This is a genomic window from Necropsobacter rosorum, assembly GCF_964241405.1.
Taxonomy (GTDB): Bacteria; Pseudomonadota; Gammaproteobacteria; order Enterobacterales; family Pasteurellaceae; genus Necropsobacter; species Necropsobacter rosorum.
In genome coordinates, this window is record NZ_CAXSXF010000008.1 from 22,470 (window position 1) to 37,676 (window position 15,207).

A 15,207-nucleotide genomic window follows, 5' to 3' on the forward strand; every position below is an offset into this window, starting at 1 on the left:
AGAAAGAAAATGGCAAGATATTTGGGTCCTAAACTCAAGCTAAGCCGTCGTGAAGGCACTGACTTATTCCTTAAGTCAGGTGTGCGCGCGATTGATTCAAAATGTAAAATTGATACAGCACCCGGTCAACACGGTGCTCGTAAACCGCGTTTGTCAGACTATGGTAGTCAGTTACGTGAAAAACAAAAAGTTCGTCGTATCTATGGTATTTTAGAACGTCAATTCCGTAACTACTATAAGGAAGCAAACCGCTTAAAAGGTAATACCGGTGAGAATTTACTGGTGTTATTGGAAGGTCGATTGGATAACGTTGTTTATCGCATGGGCTTTGCTGCAACTCGTGCCGAGGCTCGTCAGTTAGTGAGCCACAAAGCGATTGTTGTAAATGGTCGTGTAGTTAATATCCCATCTTTCCAAGTCTCAGTTGATGATGTTGTTGCTGTTCGTGAAAAATCGAAAAAACAAGCACGCATTAAAGCATCACTGGAATTAGCAGAACAAAGAGAAAAACCAACTTGGTTGGAAGTTGATGCTGCTAAAATGGAAGGTGTGTTCAAACGTGTTCCTGAACGTTCTGATTTATCAGCAGACATTAACGAACATCTGATCGTTGAGCTTTATTCTAAATAATAGTTAAAGCTTCGTAGCAAAGAGAGGATAAAATGCAGGGTTCTGTTACAGAATTTTTAAAACCACGTTTAGTTGATATTGAGCAAATCAGCTCAACTCACGCTAAAGTGATCTTAGAACCGTTAGAGCGTGGCTTCGGTCATACTCTAGGTAATGCATTGCGTCGTATTCTTCTGTCTTCAATGCCGGGTTGTGCCGTTACTGAAGTGGAAATTGATGGCGTATTGCATGAATATAGTAGTAAAGAAGGTGTTCAAGAAGATATTATTGAGGTTCTTCTAAACTTAAAAGGCCTAGCGGTTAAAGTACAGAACAAAGATAATGTTTTTCTGACACTAAGCAAGTCTGGAATTGGCCCTGTTGTTGCAGCAGACATCGTACATGATGGCGATGTTGAGATTGTGAATCCTGATCATGTCATCTGTCACTTAACGGATGAAAACGCATCCATTAATATGCGTATTCGCGTTCAGCGTGGCAGAGGATATGTCCCGGCATCAGCCCGAGTTCACGCTCAGGATGAAGAACGTCCTATCGGTCGTTTATTGGTAGATGCCTGTTATAGTCCGGTTGACCGTATTGCTTACAATGTGGAAGCGGCACGTGTCGAACAACGTACTGACTTGGATAAGTTAGTCATTGAACTGGAAACAAACGGTACTATTGATCCGGAAGAGGCGATTCGCCGTGCGGCAACGATTTTAGCAGAGCAACTGGATGCATTCGTTGATTTGCGAGATGTTCGTCAACCAGAAGTCAAGGAAGAAAAACCGGAATTCGATCCGATTTTGTTACGTCCTGTTGATGACTTGGAGTTGACAGTTCGTTCTGCTAACTGTTTGAAAGCAGAAACAATTCATTATATCGGTGATTTAGTGCAGCGTACTGAAGTCGAGTTATTAAAAACCCCTAATCTTGGTAAAAAATCACTTACCGAAATCAAGGATGTTTTGGCTTCGCGCGGCTTGTCACTGGGTATGCGCCTTGAGAATTGGCCACCAGCAAGTATTGCTGAAGACTAGTTTGGTCATAGGTTAAAGATTTTTCTGAGAAGGATAAGGTCATGCGCCATCGTAAGAGTGGTCGTCAACTAAACCGTAATAGCAGTCATCGTCAAGCGATGTTCCGTAATATGGCAAGTGCATTGGTGAGTCATGAAATCATCAAAACCACTTTGCCTAAAGCAAAAGAATTACGTCGTGTAGTTGAGCCGTTAATTACATTAGCAAAAGAAGACAGCGTTGCAAATCGTCGTTTAGCTTTTGCTCGTACACGCAACATTGAAACCGTTGCAAAATTATTCAATGAATTAGGTCCACGTTTTGCACAGCGTGCAGGCGGTTATACCCGTATCTTAAAATGTGGTTTCCGTGCAGGTGACAACGCGCCAATGGCATACATTGAGCTGGTTGATCGTCCTGAAGTTGCCAGCGAAGAAGTCGCGGCGGCGGAATAATTTATTATTTAGTTAATTGGAAAGCTCACAGTAATGTGGGCTTTTTTGTTGCTTCAAAATTTGTCGTCTGACTGAAAATCGTTCGGCCTGTGCGGTTCTGATTACGGCATCCGTGATTAACAAGCGTAAGTATTATTTGATTGCTTGAAGAAATAAAAAGTGCGGTGAAAAATTTATTATTTTTTGACCGCACTTTTATTGCTGTAAATCACGCTATCGATCGTCAATGCCGCGCAATAAATAATTGCCTTGTTCATCACATACGCTGCGAAAGCCGACATTGGTGATCTGATAAGGTAGATTGGCGCGCGTATCATGATAAGCAAAATTTTCGTGGTGATGACCGTGAAAAATGTGCGTTACTTCCATTTTTTCCGCTAATTGATTGATCACTCGAAATCCGCCGGGATGCGGTTTCGGGGCTTCGTGACAAATCAGAATATCCGCTTGCTGGGTTTCCAGCGTTTCGATATCGGACGGAAAAATGGAGGTTCGGTGACGCAGCGGAACGCCGCCGCGCCAGATTTTTTCCTGCGGACAATACTGACAATAATGAATCGGATCAAAAAAAAGCGCTTTATTCGGCGGCATCCAGATTTGCCCACGGAATACGCCACCCAGACCGGCAATACGCCGCCCCTGAATGGTCACTACCCGGCCGTGCAGATTGCGCTGTTTCCATGCGCTGCCCCATAACGCTTCAAAGGCCGCCACGGTTTTACTGTCATGATTGCCGTGGATAAACCAGACATCGCAATATTGCGCCAGCTTATCTAATTCATCGGTTGAGGTTAATTGTAAATCGCCAAGTATCACGAGAGCGATGTTTTCTGTTTGCCGGATAAAAGGATAAAGATGATTAAAACTGCCGTGCGGGTCGCCCGCAAATAAAATCATGAGATTTTTTACTCCTCAAATACCGTATCGGAACGGACTTCCGTGCTTAATCCCGGCAGTTCCTCCTCGTTGAGAATTTTCTCTACAATGGATTTCACTTGGTTATAGCGCTCCAGATAGCTTGGCGATTCAATTTCAATATAAGGCACATTATATTTATCCAGCAGTTTTTTCAGCAGTTGCTGGAAGCGCTGGCGCTGTTTATGATTGCCCAGACTGCGCAGCCCGTCGTCCACCCATTTAGTATTGTTATTCAACAAAATCGTGACATCAAACGGATATTCCTTGATCATGGAATCCAAAAACGGATGCGCTTTGCCTTCATATTGAATACAAAAGGCCTGAGTGGTAATAAAATCCGTGTCCACAATCGCCACCTTATGCGCATGTCGCACCGCATAATCGATATAACGCTGATGGCCGAGCGCCATTTGCGGGTAGTCGGAATACTGCATTGCCTGCTCATCGCCGCCTAATTTTTCAAACACGAATTCCCGCCCGTATTCCCACGCTGACGTGGTGTTAAACACGGTGGCAAGTTTACTCACCAAAACGGTTTTACCGCTGCTTTCGCCGCCTAAAATGGCGATGGTTTTGGCAAAAAATGGCCGCACTTCTTTCGGAATAAATTTCCAGTAATGGAACGGATTATTACGGATTTTCGTGGCGGAGACATTGAAAAAACGACGCTGCGGATCCACCAGTTCCACTTGCAGATTAAGGTATTGTTCATAAGGCGCTTTATCCTGCACTTCACTGCTGAATACCACACTGGGATTGACGTGTTTTTCCTGAAGCAGCTTCTTCACTTCCTGCGCCCAGGCTTCCCAGCCGTTCGGGTAGCTGGGCAGACCGTCTTCAACCAAATGATGAATAAATATCTGATTTTTCTGGTATTTGAAAATCTGCTGCATCCAGCGCAGACGATCCTGTACCGTCGGCATCCGTTTCATTTTACTGTCATAAAACAGCTTCAAATCACGTTCCGTATCGCTACAGACGATCACATGCACTTCATCCACTTTACTGAACGCTTCATAAATCATATTAATATGACCGGTATGCACCGGGTAAAACTTACCGAAAATGACCCCCACTTTCTTATCGTTGCGTTCCGTAATTTGCAAGACTTTGTGCAGGGCGCTCAGTTTTGTGGCGCTCGGATTTTTAATTTTACCGCTGACCAGCTGGTTAAAGTAGGCGCGGGTAATATTGGCCTGCTCGCAGACATCGTTGACTTTAAGGTTCAATTGTTTACGTTTTTGTTGCAAATAGACGAAAGCTGACATGATGAGTTCCTTTCTGTTGCATGGCATTCAAGAGTGTAATACCGCAGGTTAGGGATAAAAGTGCGGTCGGAATTTATTCGGTTTTTTGTTGCGGCAGCAGTTGATCGAGACGTTTTTCCAATTCGTTTAACTTTTCGCGGGTCCGCATAAGTACTTGAGTTTGCACATCAAATTCTTCCCGCGTGATCAAATCCAGTTTGGCCAGCTGAGCTTGTAAAGTCTGTTTCAGTTTTGCTTCGGCATCTTGACCGAGATCTTTAATACCTTGCGGCAGGCTGTCTTGAATTTGTTGTATGATTTGCTCTATTTTTTTCGGATTAAGCATAATGACCTCACATTTTTTCTGATTTTGTCTATTGTATGCAACTTTGCCGCCAGTCGCTACAAATAAAAATATTTTTTCTCTATTCGGTTTGCGTTATACTAAGCGCGCATTCTCAGGGCAGGGCGAAATTCCCTACCGGTGGTAAGTATCCGATACAAGCCCACGAGCGTTTGATGCGCGTCGATAGCGTCGTCAAAGTCAGCAGATTTGGTGTGAATCCAAAGCCGACAGTCACAGTCTGGATGGAAGAGAATAAACAGGTTTTGTTGCCAAAGCCTGCCTTTTTATTTGTTATTGTTTTGCTAACCCTTAACGAGAAAAATAATCTTTCCTCATCAGCCCTGATTCTGGTAACTGTTTAACTTAATTAAGGATTTTACTATGAATCAGTCAATTTTATCCCCTTTCGGCGATGCCGAACAACGTGTCGAAAACGCGATTGCCGCCTTCAAACAAGGTAACGGCGTCTTGGTTTTAGATGATGAAAATCGTGAAAATGAAGGCGATTTGATTTTCCCTGCCGAAACGATTACCACAGAACAAATGGCAAAACTTATCCGTTACGGCAGCGGCATCGTTTGTTTGTGCATAACTGACGAACTGTGCAAGCAACTTGATTTACCGCCGATGGTGCAGCACAACACCAGCGTTAATAAAACCGCCTTCACCGTCACTATCGAAGCCGCCGAGGGCGTAACCACCGGCGTTTCCGCCGCCGATCGCGTGACAACGGTTAAAGCCGCGATTGCCGACGGCGCCAAACCGGCAGATTTACACCGACCGGGCCATATTTTCCCGTTAAGAGCGGCGGATAACGGCGTTTTGACCCGTAACGGCCATACGGAAGCGGCAATCGATTTAGCCCGCCTGGCCGGCTATAAACAGGCCGGCGTAATCTGTGAAATCACCAACGATGACGGCTCCATGGCGAGAGCGCCACAGATTGTCGCATTTGCGCAACAATTCGGTTATCCGGTGGTGACGATCGAAGATCTAATCAGCTATCGATTACAACATAATCTGTAATTAATCACTCGTTACTTATATACTAAAGTGCGGTCAGTTTAAAAACAGATTAAAAACAGATTAAAAACTGACCGCACTTTGAGTTTATCCTTGATTGCGTTCGCGAAATTCTTTCGGGGTTTGGTGCTGTTCTTTTTTGAATACCGAATAGAAATACTGTAATGACGGATAGCCGCAAACTTCGGCGATTTCCTGAATGGAAATGTCCGATTGGCGTAATAAATTCACCGCGCGGCTCATTTTCTCCTCATGAATAACCTGATGTACGGTTTTATTCATTTCCGCCTTAAAGCGTAGCTCCAGATTAGAGCGGGAGGTGCGCAGGTGATCGAGTACTTGCTCCACTTTAATGCCCTGACAGGCGCGGTGGCGAATATAGTGCATGGCTTGAATCACCAACGGATCACGCAGCGAGCGGTAATCGGTCGAGCTGCGTTCTTCCACTTTTACCGGCGGGATCAGGATCGGTTTATGGCTGACGGTTTGCCCGTTTAGCATGTAATGCAGCAATTTAGCCGCCTGATAACCGATTTGTTTGGTGCCTTGCGATACGGAAGAAAGGGAAATGCGCGACAAATAGCGGATCAGTTCTTCGTTATCAATCCCAATCACGCAGCGTTGTTCCGGAACGGCGATTTTCAGGTATTCGCAGGCTTGCAGCAAATGGCGCGCCCGTGCGTCGGTAACGGCGATAATGCCGGTATGTTCGGGCAGCGCGGCGATCCATTGGCCTAAACGCGCCTGTGCCTGCAACCAGTTTTGCGAGTTGATATGTTCGCCCGGATAAATCGTTTTGGCATAAGCATATTTATCCATTAAGGCGGAAAAGGCGTTTTGCCGTTCGATGGCCCAATGCCGTTCGCAAGGGGAAGGCTGACCATAAAAGGCGAAATGGGTAATCCCTTTCTGCTTAAGGTGTAAAAATGCCATTTCCACCAGCGCATCGTTATCTGTGGCGACATAAGGGCGCGGCGGATAATACGCCGGATTACGATACGAACCGCCGACAGCGACAGTCGGAATATCGACGGATTGCAGCCGTTCAGCCGTTTCCGGATCATCAAAATCCGCAATAATACCGTCGATAGACAGACTTTCAATGGTCTCTTTGTGGTAAACGAAATCGTCTTCCACGAAAATATCCCAAGTACACTGTGACGCCTGCAAATACTGCCCGACCCCGGCAACGATTTGACGGTCATAGACTTTATTGGCGTTAAACAATAGGGCGATGCGGTAATATTTCGGGTTGGTTATCATAACTATTCCTATGAGGGCACAAGTATTCATATAGCATACCTAAATTGCCGAAAAATAGCATAACGTTGTATTAACGCTGTGATTTAACTCAAATTATTACCGCACTTTTCAGAGACTATCACATTTTCTTTTTACTCATGGTATCCACCCATACCGCAAGTAATAGAATCATCCCTTTAACAATATATTGCCAGAAGGTCGGGACATCCAGCATGCTCATGCCGTTATCCAGCAAAGCGATAATCAATGCCCCGATTACCACACCATAAACGCTGCCGATTCCGCCCGCCAGACTGGCACCGCCGATCACACAGGCGGCGATGGCATCCAGTTCCGCATTTTGTCCGGCGGAAGGGGCGCCTGCACCTAATCGGGCGCTCAGGATAAGCCCGGCGATAGCGACCATTAAGCCGTTAATCGCGAAAATCAGTAGTTTGGTTTTTTCCACATTAATACCGGATAGGCGGGCCGCTTCAATATTGCCTCCGATGGCATAAATGTGGCGTCCGAATGCGGTTTTCTTGGCCATAAACATACCGGCAACGGCTAAAACGGCCAGTATCAAAACCGGAATCGGAATGCCACGGTAATCATTCAGCAAATAAATGGCACCCAAGACGGCGATAGCAAACAGACCATATTTCATGCTGTCTCGACTGACAGTGGCGACAGCTAAATTCAGATTCCGGCGGGCTTTGCGCTGATAGCTGCCCCAGAGAATAAAGCAGACCACTGCGGTTAAACCGAACAGCATGCCGGTAATATCGGAAAGATAGCCCTGTCCGATTAAGGTCATATCCGCGCTGATCGGCGAGACGGTGGTGCCGTTGGTTAAGCCGATTAATATACCGCGGAACGCCAGCATCCCGGCAAGGGTAACAATAAAGGAAGGCACTTTACGGTAAGCCACCCACCAACCGCACCCCGTGCCAAGCAGCAGACCCAATAGCAATGTCACGAGAATTGTTATCGGCAGCGGCCATCCCCACCAGACATTAGTAATGGCGGCAAAACCGCCGAGCAGTCCCATCAGCGAACCGACCGACAAATCAATTTCTGCCGAGATAATCACAAACACCATGCCGATAGCCAGAATGCCAGTAATGGATGTCTGACGCAGAAGGTTCGAGATATTTCTGGCACTCAGATAAGCGCCGTCGGTTGCTAAGGAGAAAAACAGCATAATCACCACAATGGCGATAAGCATAATATAAACCTGTAAATTAATGGATTTTAACTTAGACATAAATTACTCCTTGAGTGCCGCTTCCATTACTTGTTCCTGCGTCAGATTATGGTTGACTAAATCCGCCTTGATTTTGCCCTGATGCATCACTAATACTCGATCACTTATTCCCAATACTTCCGGCAGTTCCGAGGAAATCACCATAACGGCGATACCTTGTTGTGCCAATTGATTGATTAATTTATAAATTTCATATTTCGCCCCGACATCAATCCCGCGCGTCGGTTCGTCTAAAATCAAAATTTGCGGATTCAGCAATAAGGATTTCGCCAGAATCGCTTTTTGCTGATTGCCGCCGCTTAAACGCCCGATCGCCAGTTCCGGCGATGCGGTTTTGACCTTTAGTTTTGCAATGGACTGCTGAATAATGGTTTCTTCCAATGCCTCATTGATCACCGTATTAGCGAAACAGAACTGACGCAGGGAAGAGAGGGTAATATTTTTGCCGACGCCCATAATCGGTACAATGCCGTGTTTTTTGCGATCTTCCGGTACCATTACGATATTGTGAGCGATGGCTTGCGCACAGTTTCTGATTTTCACTTTGTGCCGGTTAATAAAAATATCGCCCTGATATTTCCCCTGATAGGAGCCGAAAATACATTGTGCCATCTCCGTGCGGCCGGAACCGACTAATCCGGCAATCCCCAGAATTTCGCCGCGGTGCAAAGTAAAATGGGCGTTATTAACGCGTTTGATATGCGTATTGACAGGATGCCAGGCGGATAAATTTTCCACTCGCATGACTTCATCACCGATACTGTGCGCTTCATGCGGGTAAAGCGAGGTAATTTCGCGACCGACCATCATCGTGATAATGTCGTCTTCTGACAGACCGGCGCAGTCACGGGTGCCGATATGTTCGCCGTCACGAATGACACAGATTTTATCGGAAATCCGTTTTACTTCGTTGAGCTTGTGTGAAATATAAATACAGGCGATATTATGCGCTTTGAGATCATTGACCAGATTCAGCAAAATCGCCGTTTCTTTTTCGGTCAGCGACGCGGTCGGCTCATCCAGAATCAGCAAGCGAACCTGTTTGTTCAGGGCTTTGGCAATTTCTACCAGTTGCTGCTGCCCCAATCCCAGTTCGCCGACTTTGGTATTCGGATCAATATCCAATTGTACTTGTCGTAAAATGGTTTTACAGCGCAGATACATTTCGTTGTCATTGGTGATACCGGCTTGGGTCATTTCATTGCCGAGAAACATATTTTCCAGTACGGACATGGTTTTTACCAAGGTTAATTCCTGATGAATAATGGCAATGCCTTTTTCTTCGGTATCTTTAATGTTTTTGGCAATAAGCTGTTCGCCGGCAAAATAAATCTCGCCGCTGTAATCACCATGAGGATAAATGCCGCACAATACTTTCATCAGGGTTGATTTTCCCGAACCGTTTTCTCCGCACAACGACAGAATTTCGCCGGGTGCCAGCGAGATGGAAATATTATGCAGCGCCACGACATCGCCGAACTTTTTAGTAATGTTCCGCATGGCTAATAACTGAGACATAAGCGATTCTCCTATGGAAAAGTGCGGTTGTTTTTTGGCCTGTTTTTATAAAACAGGCGTTTTTTTGACCGCACTTTGAGTGAATAACCTCGTGCCGCCCGGCTTATTTATAAACTGCATCCTTGCTGTGGAAGCCGTCTTTAATCACGGTTTCGTCAATATTTTCTTTGGTGACGGCGATTGGATCCAATAAATAGGCGGGAACCTCTTTCAGTCCGTTGTTCAGTTCGGCATTGGATTGCGGTTTTTCGTTTTTACCTAATTCCACGGCAATCTCCGCCGCTTTATCGGCCAATGTGGTGATGGGTTTGTACACCGTCATGGTTTGTGTGCCGTCGATAATCCGTTTAATTGCGGCCAGATCGGCGTCTTGTCCTGAAATCGCGACTTTACCGGACAGACCCTGCGCACTTAACGCCTGAATCGCTCCGCCCGCAGTGGCATCGTTAGAGGCAACGACCGCATCAATATTATTTTTGTTGGCCGTCAGCGCATTTTCCATAATCTGCAACGCTTTTTCCGCCAGCCAGGAATCCACCCACTGATCGCCGACAACTTTAATTTTGCCGCTATCGATTAACGGTTGTAATACCTTCATCTGACCTTTACGGAACAGTTTGGCATTGTTATCTACCGGCGAGCCGCCCATTAAAAAATAGTTTCCCTGCGGTTTTTCCTGCACGATGCTCTGAGCCTGCAATTCCCCCACTTTTTCATTGTCGAAGGAAACATAAAAATCCAGATCGGCATTGTTGATTAAGCGATCATAAGCCAATACTTTAATGCCTTCGTGTTTTGCTTCGCCGATAATATTACCCAGCACTTCACCGTTAAACGGAATAATTACCAGTACATCCACATTACGGTTAATCATATTTTCGATCTGCGAAATCTGTGCGCTTGCATCACCGTTTGCCGATTGCACGAAAACTTTTGCACCCAGCGCTTCGGCTTTTTTCACAAAAATATCGCGATCTTTCTGCCAGCGTTCCAGACGTAAATCATCAATTGACATTCCGATAGTCAAATCTTTTGCCTGTGCATAACCACTTAATACGGTTAATGCTGCCGCGACCGATAATAAAATCTGTTTAATTTTCATAATAGGCACCTCCGCTGATTAAAATGAACGATTTAGAGTGACATCCGAATAACTCTATTCACAGTTTGCTAAGGTAACCCGGTTAATTCAATTATCAGATTTTTTATTCCTATTACGTTTTTTCTTTTTTGTGATACCAGCCACAATAAATAATAATCTTAACGGCTAAGTGAAATAACGTAATTCATCTATTAAAAATATAAAAGAAAATCACCGTTCGTCATATTGAACGGTGATTTTGATGGTAAGAAAGGAGAAGAAATTTATTTTAATTTTGCGATACCGAATCCGGTAATTGCCCATAGCATAGCAAATACAATACCGCTCCAGCATAATACCGCCCAAGGTAAGTAAGAAACAGTTGCTACGCTGAGGGTTCCTGCCATATAAGCTCCTGCGGCGGTCCACGGCAAAATGGGTTCGATAATTGTGGCGGAGTCTTCAATGGTTCGGCTAAGGTTTTTAGGATGTAATCCTCGCTCAATATAAGCGTCTTTCAGCATTTCTCCCGGAATTAGGATCGAAATTTGCCCGTTACAGGTCACGCCGATCATGGTTAATCCGCAAACGATAGTCGTTAGTATCAACGATGCTGTGGATTTTACCAATTTCAGTAGAGATTTGATAATCACATCTAATGCTCCGCTGAGTGATAAGATACCGGCAAAAGATAATGCACAGAAACAGATTAACAGTGTTCCCATCATTGAATTCATTCCTCCCCGGTTTAAAAGCCGAGCCAAATCGGCGCTGATCGGCATATCGCTTTGGATCATGGATACATTAAATCCATTAACCGCACTATTAATGACATCGTGCAATGAAAAGCCTTGAATAAATACTGCATTCAGTACCGCAATCGACGCTGAGAGCAGCATAACGGGGATAGTCGGTCGCTTGGTTATGGAACCCCATAAAATCATAACGACGGGAAGAAGTAATAAAATGACATTAAAATGGTAAATTTGTTCCAGTCCGGCAATCATTGCTAACACCTTTTCCGGTGTGGCGATATCATGGAAATTTCCGTTCATGCCGTAAACCACATAAACGATGGCCGCCAGCAGGAAAGACGGTAACGTAGTGTAGAGCAAATGGCCGATATGTTCGTAAAGGTCAACGCCGGTAGCGGCTGAAGCAATGTTAGTGGTATCTGACAACGGCGATAATTTATCACCGAAATAGGCACCGGCCACGACAGCGCCGGCAGTGGCCGCTAAATTGGCATCCAATCCGATAGCAACCCCCATAAAAGCGACACCGACGGTACCGGCGGATCCCCAGGACGTTCCGGTACAAACAGACACAATGGCGGTTAAAATAAGTGCGGTGATATATAAAAACTGAGGATCAATAATTTTTAAGCCATAATAAATCATCATAGGAATCGTACCGCCTGCAATCCAGGTTCCAATGAGTAATCCCACTGTAATCAGGATTAATAATGCCGGCATTGTTTTTGCTATCTTAGCGGCGATGGCATTTAACATATCGTCATAGCCGTATCCTAAATATTTAACTAAGCATCCGGCAAAAATACAGGAAATCACCATTAATGGCTCAGGTGGTAAATCAAAGAATGCATAACCCAAACCTAATAAAATCAACATAACCAATATCGGAGATAAAGCTTGCGGTAATGTCGGAATCTTTATTTTATCGTTCGTTTCCATAATTAGTCCCCTCTTGCATTAAGAAATCTAATCCGTGTTTAATTTTTTTCAGACATTTTATTAATAACGTTCTTGGCATGGCGACATTCATTCTGAAAAAGGAATCACCTTCTGCGCCAAAATCACTTCCCCAGGACACTTCAATGTGAGATAAGTCTAAAAACCAATGTTTTAACTTTTCCTCGGTAATGTGTAATTTGCGGTAATTAACCCAGATAAGGTAGGTTCCCTCGCTGTTGACAATATCAAGTTGCGGGATTTCCCGATGAAAGAACGCTTTTACCGTTAATTTGTTCTGGTAAATATAATTTCTCAGCTCATTCAGCCATGTATCGCAATATTGATAGGCGACACTAATTGCCGGGACGGAAAAGAAATTCGGATTATGCATACCTAGAGATTGCATACAGGTTTGGAATTTATCTCTAACATTGTTATTACAAATAAGCAGATTGGCTATTTCTAACCCGGGAATATTGAAGGTCTTCGCCGGTGACGTACAGATAATGGAATGGTTTTCAACATATGAACTTAATGCCGAAATGATAAGATGTCCGTTGCCAGAAAAGTCGAAGTCGGCATGTACATCATCGGAGAGAATAAATACTTCATGTTTTTCTGCCAGTTCTGCAATTTTATGTAAGTCATTGCGCGACCATACAATCCCGGTGGGATTATGCGGTGAAATTAAAATGAATGTTTTCGCCGTGATAAAACATTTTTCCAGCTCATTGAAATCAATGGAATAAGCTCCTTTTTGATAAATCAACTTACATTGCATTATGTTTCGATTATTCAGAGATATGGCATTTAGAATAGGTGCATATGATGGTGTGAAAATACAAATACTATCATTCGGAGAAGTAAATTCTTTGATGTAAATAGAGATAGCCTGAATAATTCGCGGGCAAAAAAGAATGTGTTCATTCGCGACGGTATAATGATAATGGCGAAATAAATATTTTCTGACGATATCATAATAATCATCTGGTAATATCGTATAACCGTAGATTCCGGCGCTATTTTGTTCGGCTAGACTCTCGATCAATATACCGGGGGCAGGCAGATCCATATCTGCGACCGACATCGGAATAATATTGATTCCGTATTTACGGCCGGTTTCCCATTTCGCACTGTTGCTTGCCGTTCTATCGACGAAAGTATCAAATAGATTTTCAGGCATGATTGTCTCCGATTTGAATTTAGACCAACTCTAGAACTTGCATTTATTTGTTTAAATTATTAAATCTGATATTCCCATTACGTTTTTTCTTTTTTGTGATACCAGCCACAATAAATAATAATCTTAACGGTTAAGTAAAATAACGTAATTGATTGCCGGGGTGTTTTCATCAATCATGCTGCTGAAACTTACTGCATCAGGAGACCTTATTATGACAACCTACTTCGATAAGATTGAAAAAGTAAATTATGAAGGGGCGGACAGTACGAATCCGTTTGCGTTCAAACATTATGATGCCAATCAGGTGATTCTGGGGAAAACCATGGCGCAGCATTTGCGTCTGGCGGTGTGTTATTGGCATACGTTCTGCTGGAACGGTAATGATATGTTCGGCGTCGGTTCTTTTGAACGCGGCTGGCAGAAAAATAATGACCCGCTTGAGGAGGCGAAGCAGAAAGCGGATATTGCCTTTGAATTTCTCACTAAACTCGGCGTGCCTTATTATTGTTTTCATGATGTGGATGTGGCGCCGGAAGGGCGTTCGGTGAAAGAATATATCGGCAATTTTAATGCCATTATCGATATTTTAGAGAAAAAACAAGCCGATAGCGGCGTGAAATTATTATGGGGCACGGCCAACTGCTTTACGCATCCGCGTTATATGTCCGGCGCGGCGACCAATCCGAATCCGGATGTTTTTGCTTGGGCGGCGACTCAAGTGGTTAATGCCATGAATGCAACCAAACGGCTGAACGGCGAAAATTATGTGCTATGGGGCGGTCGTGAAGGTTATGAAACGTTGCTGAATACCGATTTAAAACGCGAACGTCAGCAGCTCGGTCGTTTTATGCAAATGGTGGTGGAGCACAAACACAAAATCGGCTTTAACGGCACGCTGCTTATTGAGCCGAAACCGCAGGAGCCGACGAAACATCAGTATGATTATGATGTGGCGACGGTGTATGGCTTTTTAACGCAGTTCGGGCTGGAAAAAGAGATTAAAGTCAATATTGAGGCCAATCACGCCACCTTGGCCGGGCATACTTTCCAGCATGAAATCGCCAGTGCGTTTGCATTGGATATTTTCGGCTCGATCGATGCCAACCGCGGCGATCCGCAGTTAGGCTGGGATACCGATCAATTCCCAAACAGCGTAGAGGAAAACACGTTAATTATTTATGAGATCTTAAAACACGGCGGCTTTACCACCGGCGGTTTTAATTTTGACGCCAAAATCCGCCGGCAAAGTACTGATCCGTATGATTTATTTTATGCGCATATCGGCGCGATCGATGTGTTGGCCTTATCCCTGAAACGTGCGGCGACAATGCTGGAAGACGGGATGTTGCAGGATAATCTGGATAAACGCTATGCCGGCTGGAATCAGGGCATCGGTCAACAGATTCTCAGCGGCAAAGCCTCGCTGGAGGATTTGGCGAAACTGGCGGAACAGATGCAGCTGGATCCGAAACCGGTTTCGGGTCGGCAGGAATATTTGGAAAATCTGGTGAACCGTTATCTCTATCGCTAGCCAAACCGTTTATCCCGATAGCATGTGAAAAAGTGCGGTGATTTTTTTATCGTTTTCAAAACGTTGGCGAT

General features: G+C 44.5%; 14 protein-coding genes and 1 riboswitch. Of the genes, 5 read left to right on the plus strand and 9 right to left on the minus strand.

Translation table 11 applies throughout. From position 1 onward, the window contains the following. Positions 1–9: 9 nt before the first annotated feature. From rpsD to rplQ, 3 genes are read left to right on the plus strand one after another with little or no spacing between them, the layout of a single operon-like run. Entirely contained in the window at positions 10–630 is a 621-nt protein-coding gene (gene rpsD / locus ACESOH_RS11535; RefSeq protein WP_011201182.1) for a 30S ribosomal protein S4, read from the plus strand. A 32-nt stretch (positions 631–662) separates the two neighbouring features. After that, positions 663–1,652: a DNA-directed RNA polymerase subunit alpha gene (locus ACESOH_RS11540; RefSeq protein ID WP_032093954.1), complete on the plus strand. Its 990-nt coding sequence runs from the start codon at positions 663–665 to the stop codon at positions 1,650–1,652. Between the two features lie 41 nt (positions 1,653–1,693). Then, entirely contained in the window at positions 1,694–2,086 is a 393-nt protein-coding gene (gene rplQ / locus ACESOH_RS11545; RefSeq protein WP_032093953.1) for a 50S ribosomal protein L17, read from the plus strand. Positions 2,087–2,299: 213 nt separating this feature from the next. On the opposite strand, the gene ACESOH_RS11550 is transcribed toward rplQ, so the two are convergent. From ACESOH_RS11550 to ubiK, 3 genes are all read right to left on the minus strand, one after another. After that, positions 2,300–2,983: a metallophosphoesterase family protein gene (locus ACESOH_RS11550; RefSeq protein WP_373101262.1), complete on the minus strand. Its 684-nt coding sequence runs from the start codon at positions 2,981–2,983 to the stop codon at positions 2,300–2,302. An 8-nt stretch (positions 2,984–2,991) separates the two neighbouring features. Beyond that, the gene (nadR, locus tag ACESOH_RS11555) at positions 2,992–4,272 is read right to left on the minus strand and encodes a multifunctional transcriptional regulator/nicotinamide-nucleotide adenylyltransferase/ribosylnicotinamide kinase NadR (RefSeq protein ID WP_032093951.1); all 1,281 of its coding nucleotides are present in this window, start codon (positions 4,270–4,272) and stop codon (positions 2,992–2,994) included. Positions 4,273–4,345: 73 nt separating this feature from the next. After that, complete coding sequence (ubiK, locus tag ACESOH_RS11560) at positions 4,346–4,597, minus strand: ubiquinone biosynthesis accessory factor UbiK (protein ID WP_032093950.1); 252 nt, start codon at positions 4,595–4,597, stop codon at positions 4,346–4,348. 104 nt (positions 4,598–4,701) lie between these two features. Then, positions 4,702–4,855: riboswitch (FMN riboswitch) on the plus strand. 123 nt (positions 4,856–4,978) lie between these two features. Here ubiK and ribB point away from each other — a divergent pair. After that, a complete protein-coding gene (gene ribB / locus ACESOH_RS11565) occupies positions 4,979–5,623 on the plus strand; it encodes a 3,4-dihydroxy-2-butanone-4-phosphate synthase (RefSeq protein ID WP_373101264.1) in 645 nt (214 codons plus the stop codon). A gap of 84 nt (positions 5,624–5,707) precedes the next feature. On the opposite strand, the gene ACESOH_RS11570 is transcribed toward ribB, so the two are convergent. The 6 genes from ACESOH_RS11570 to ACESOH_RS11595 form a co-directional block, all read right to left on the minus strand. After that, on the minus strand, positions 5,708–6,883 hold the full coding sequence (locus ACESOH_RS11570; protein WP_373101265.1) for a XylR family transcriptional regulator: 1,176 nt from the start codon (positions 6,881–6,883) through the stop codon (positions 5,708–5,710). Between the two features lie 118 nt (positions 6,884–7,001). After that, entirely contained in the window at positions 7,002–8,129 is a 1,128-nt protein-coding gene (locus ACESOH_RS11575; protein WP_373101267.1) for a sugar ABC transporter permease, read from the minus strand. A 3-nt stretch (positions 8,130–8,132) separates the two neighbouring features. Beyond that, a complete protein-coding gene (gene xylG, locus ACESOH_RS11580) occupies positions 8,133–9,647 on the minus strand; it encodes a D-xylose ABC transporter ATP-binding protein (protein ID WP_373101268.1) in 1,515 nt (504 codons plus the stop codon). Positions 9,648–9,750: 103 nt separating this feature from the next. Further along, on the minus strand, positions 9,751–10,749 hold the full coding sequence (gene xylF / locus ACESOH_RS11585) for a D-xylose ABC transporter substrate-binding protein (protein WP_373101269.1): 999 nt from the start codon (positions 10,747–10,749) through the stop codon (positions 9,751–9,753). 263 nt (positions 10,750–11,012) lie between these two features. Beyond that, positions 11,013–12,422: a Na+/H+ antiporter NhaC gene (gene nhaC / locus ACESOH_RS11590; RefSeq protein WP_373101270.1), complete on the minus strand. Its 1,410-nt coding sequence runs from the start codon at positions 12,420–12,422 to the stop codon at positions 11,013–11,015. Further along, positions 12,406–13,605, minus strand: coding sequence for a MalY/PatB family protein (locus ACESOH_RS11595; RefSeq protein ID WP_373101271.1), 1,200 nt, complete (start codon positions 13,603–13,605; stop codon positions 12,406–12,408). The genes nhaC and ACESOH_RS11595 overlap by 17 nt, the downstream gene beginning before the upstream one ends. A 211-nt stretch (positions 13,606–13,816) precedes the next feature. Here ACESOH_RS11595 and xylA point away from each other — a divergent pair, with 211 nt between their 5' ends. Continuing rightward, positions 13,817–15,136, plus strand: a complete 1,320-nt coding sequence (gene xylA / locus ACESOH_RS11600) for a xylose isomerase (RefSeq protein WP_373101272.1) — start codon at positions 13,817–13,819, stop codon at positions 15,134–15,136. Positions 15,137–15,207: the final 71 nt, after the last annotated feature.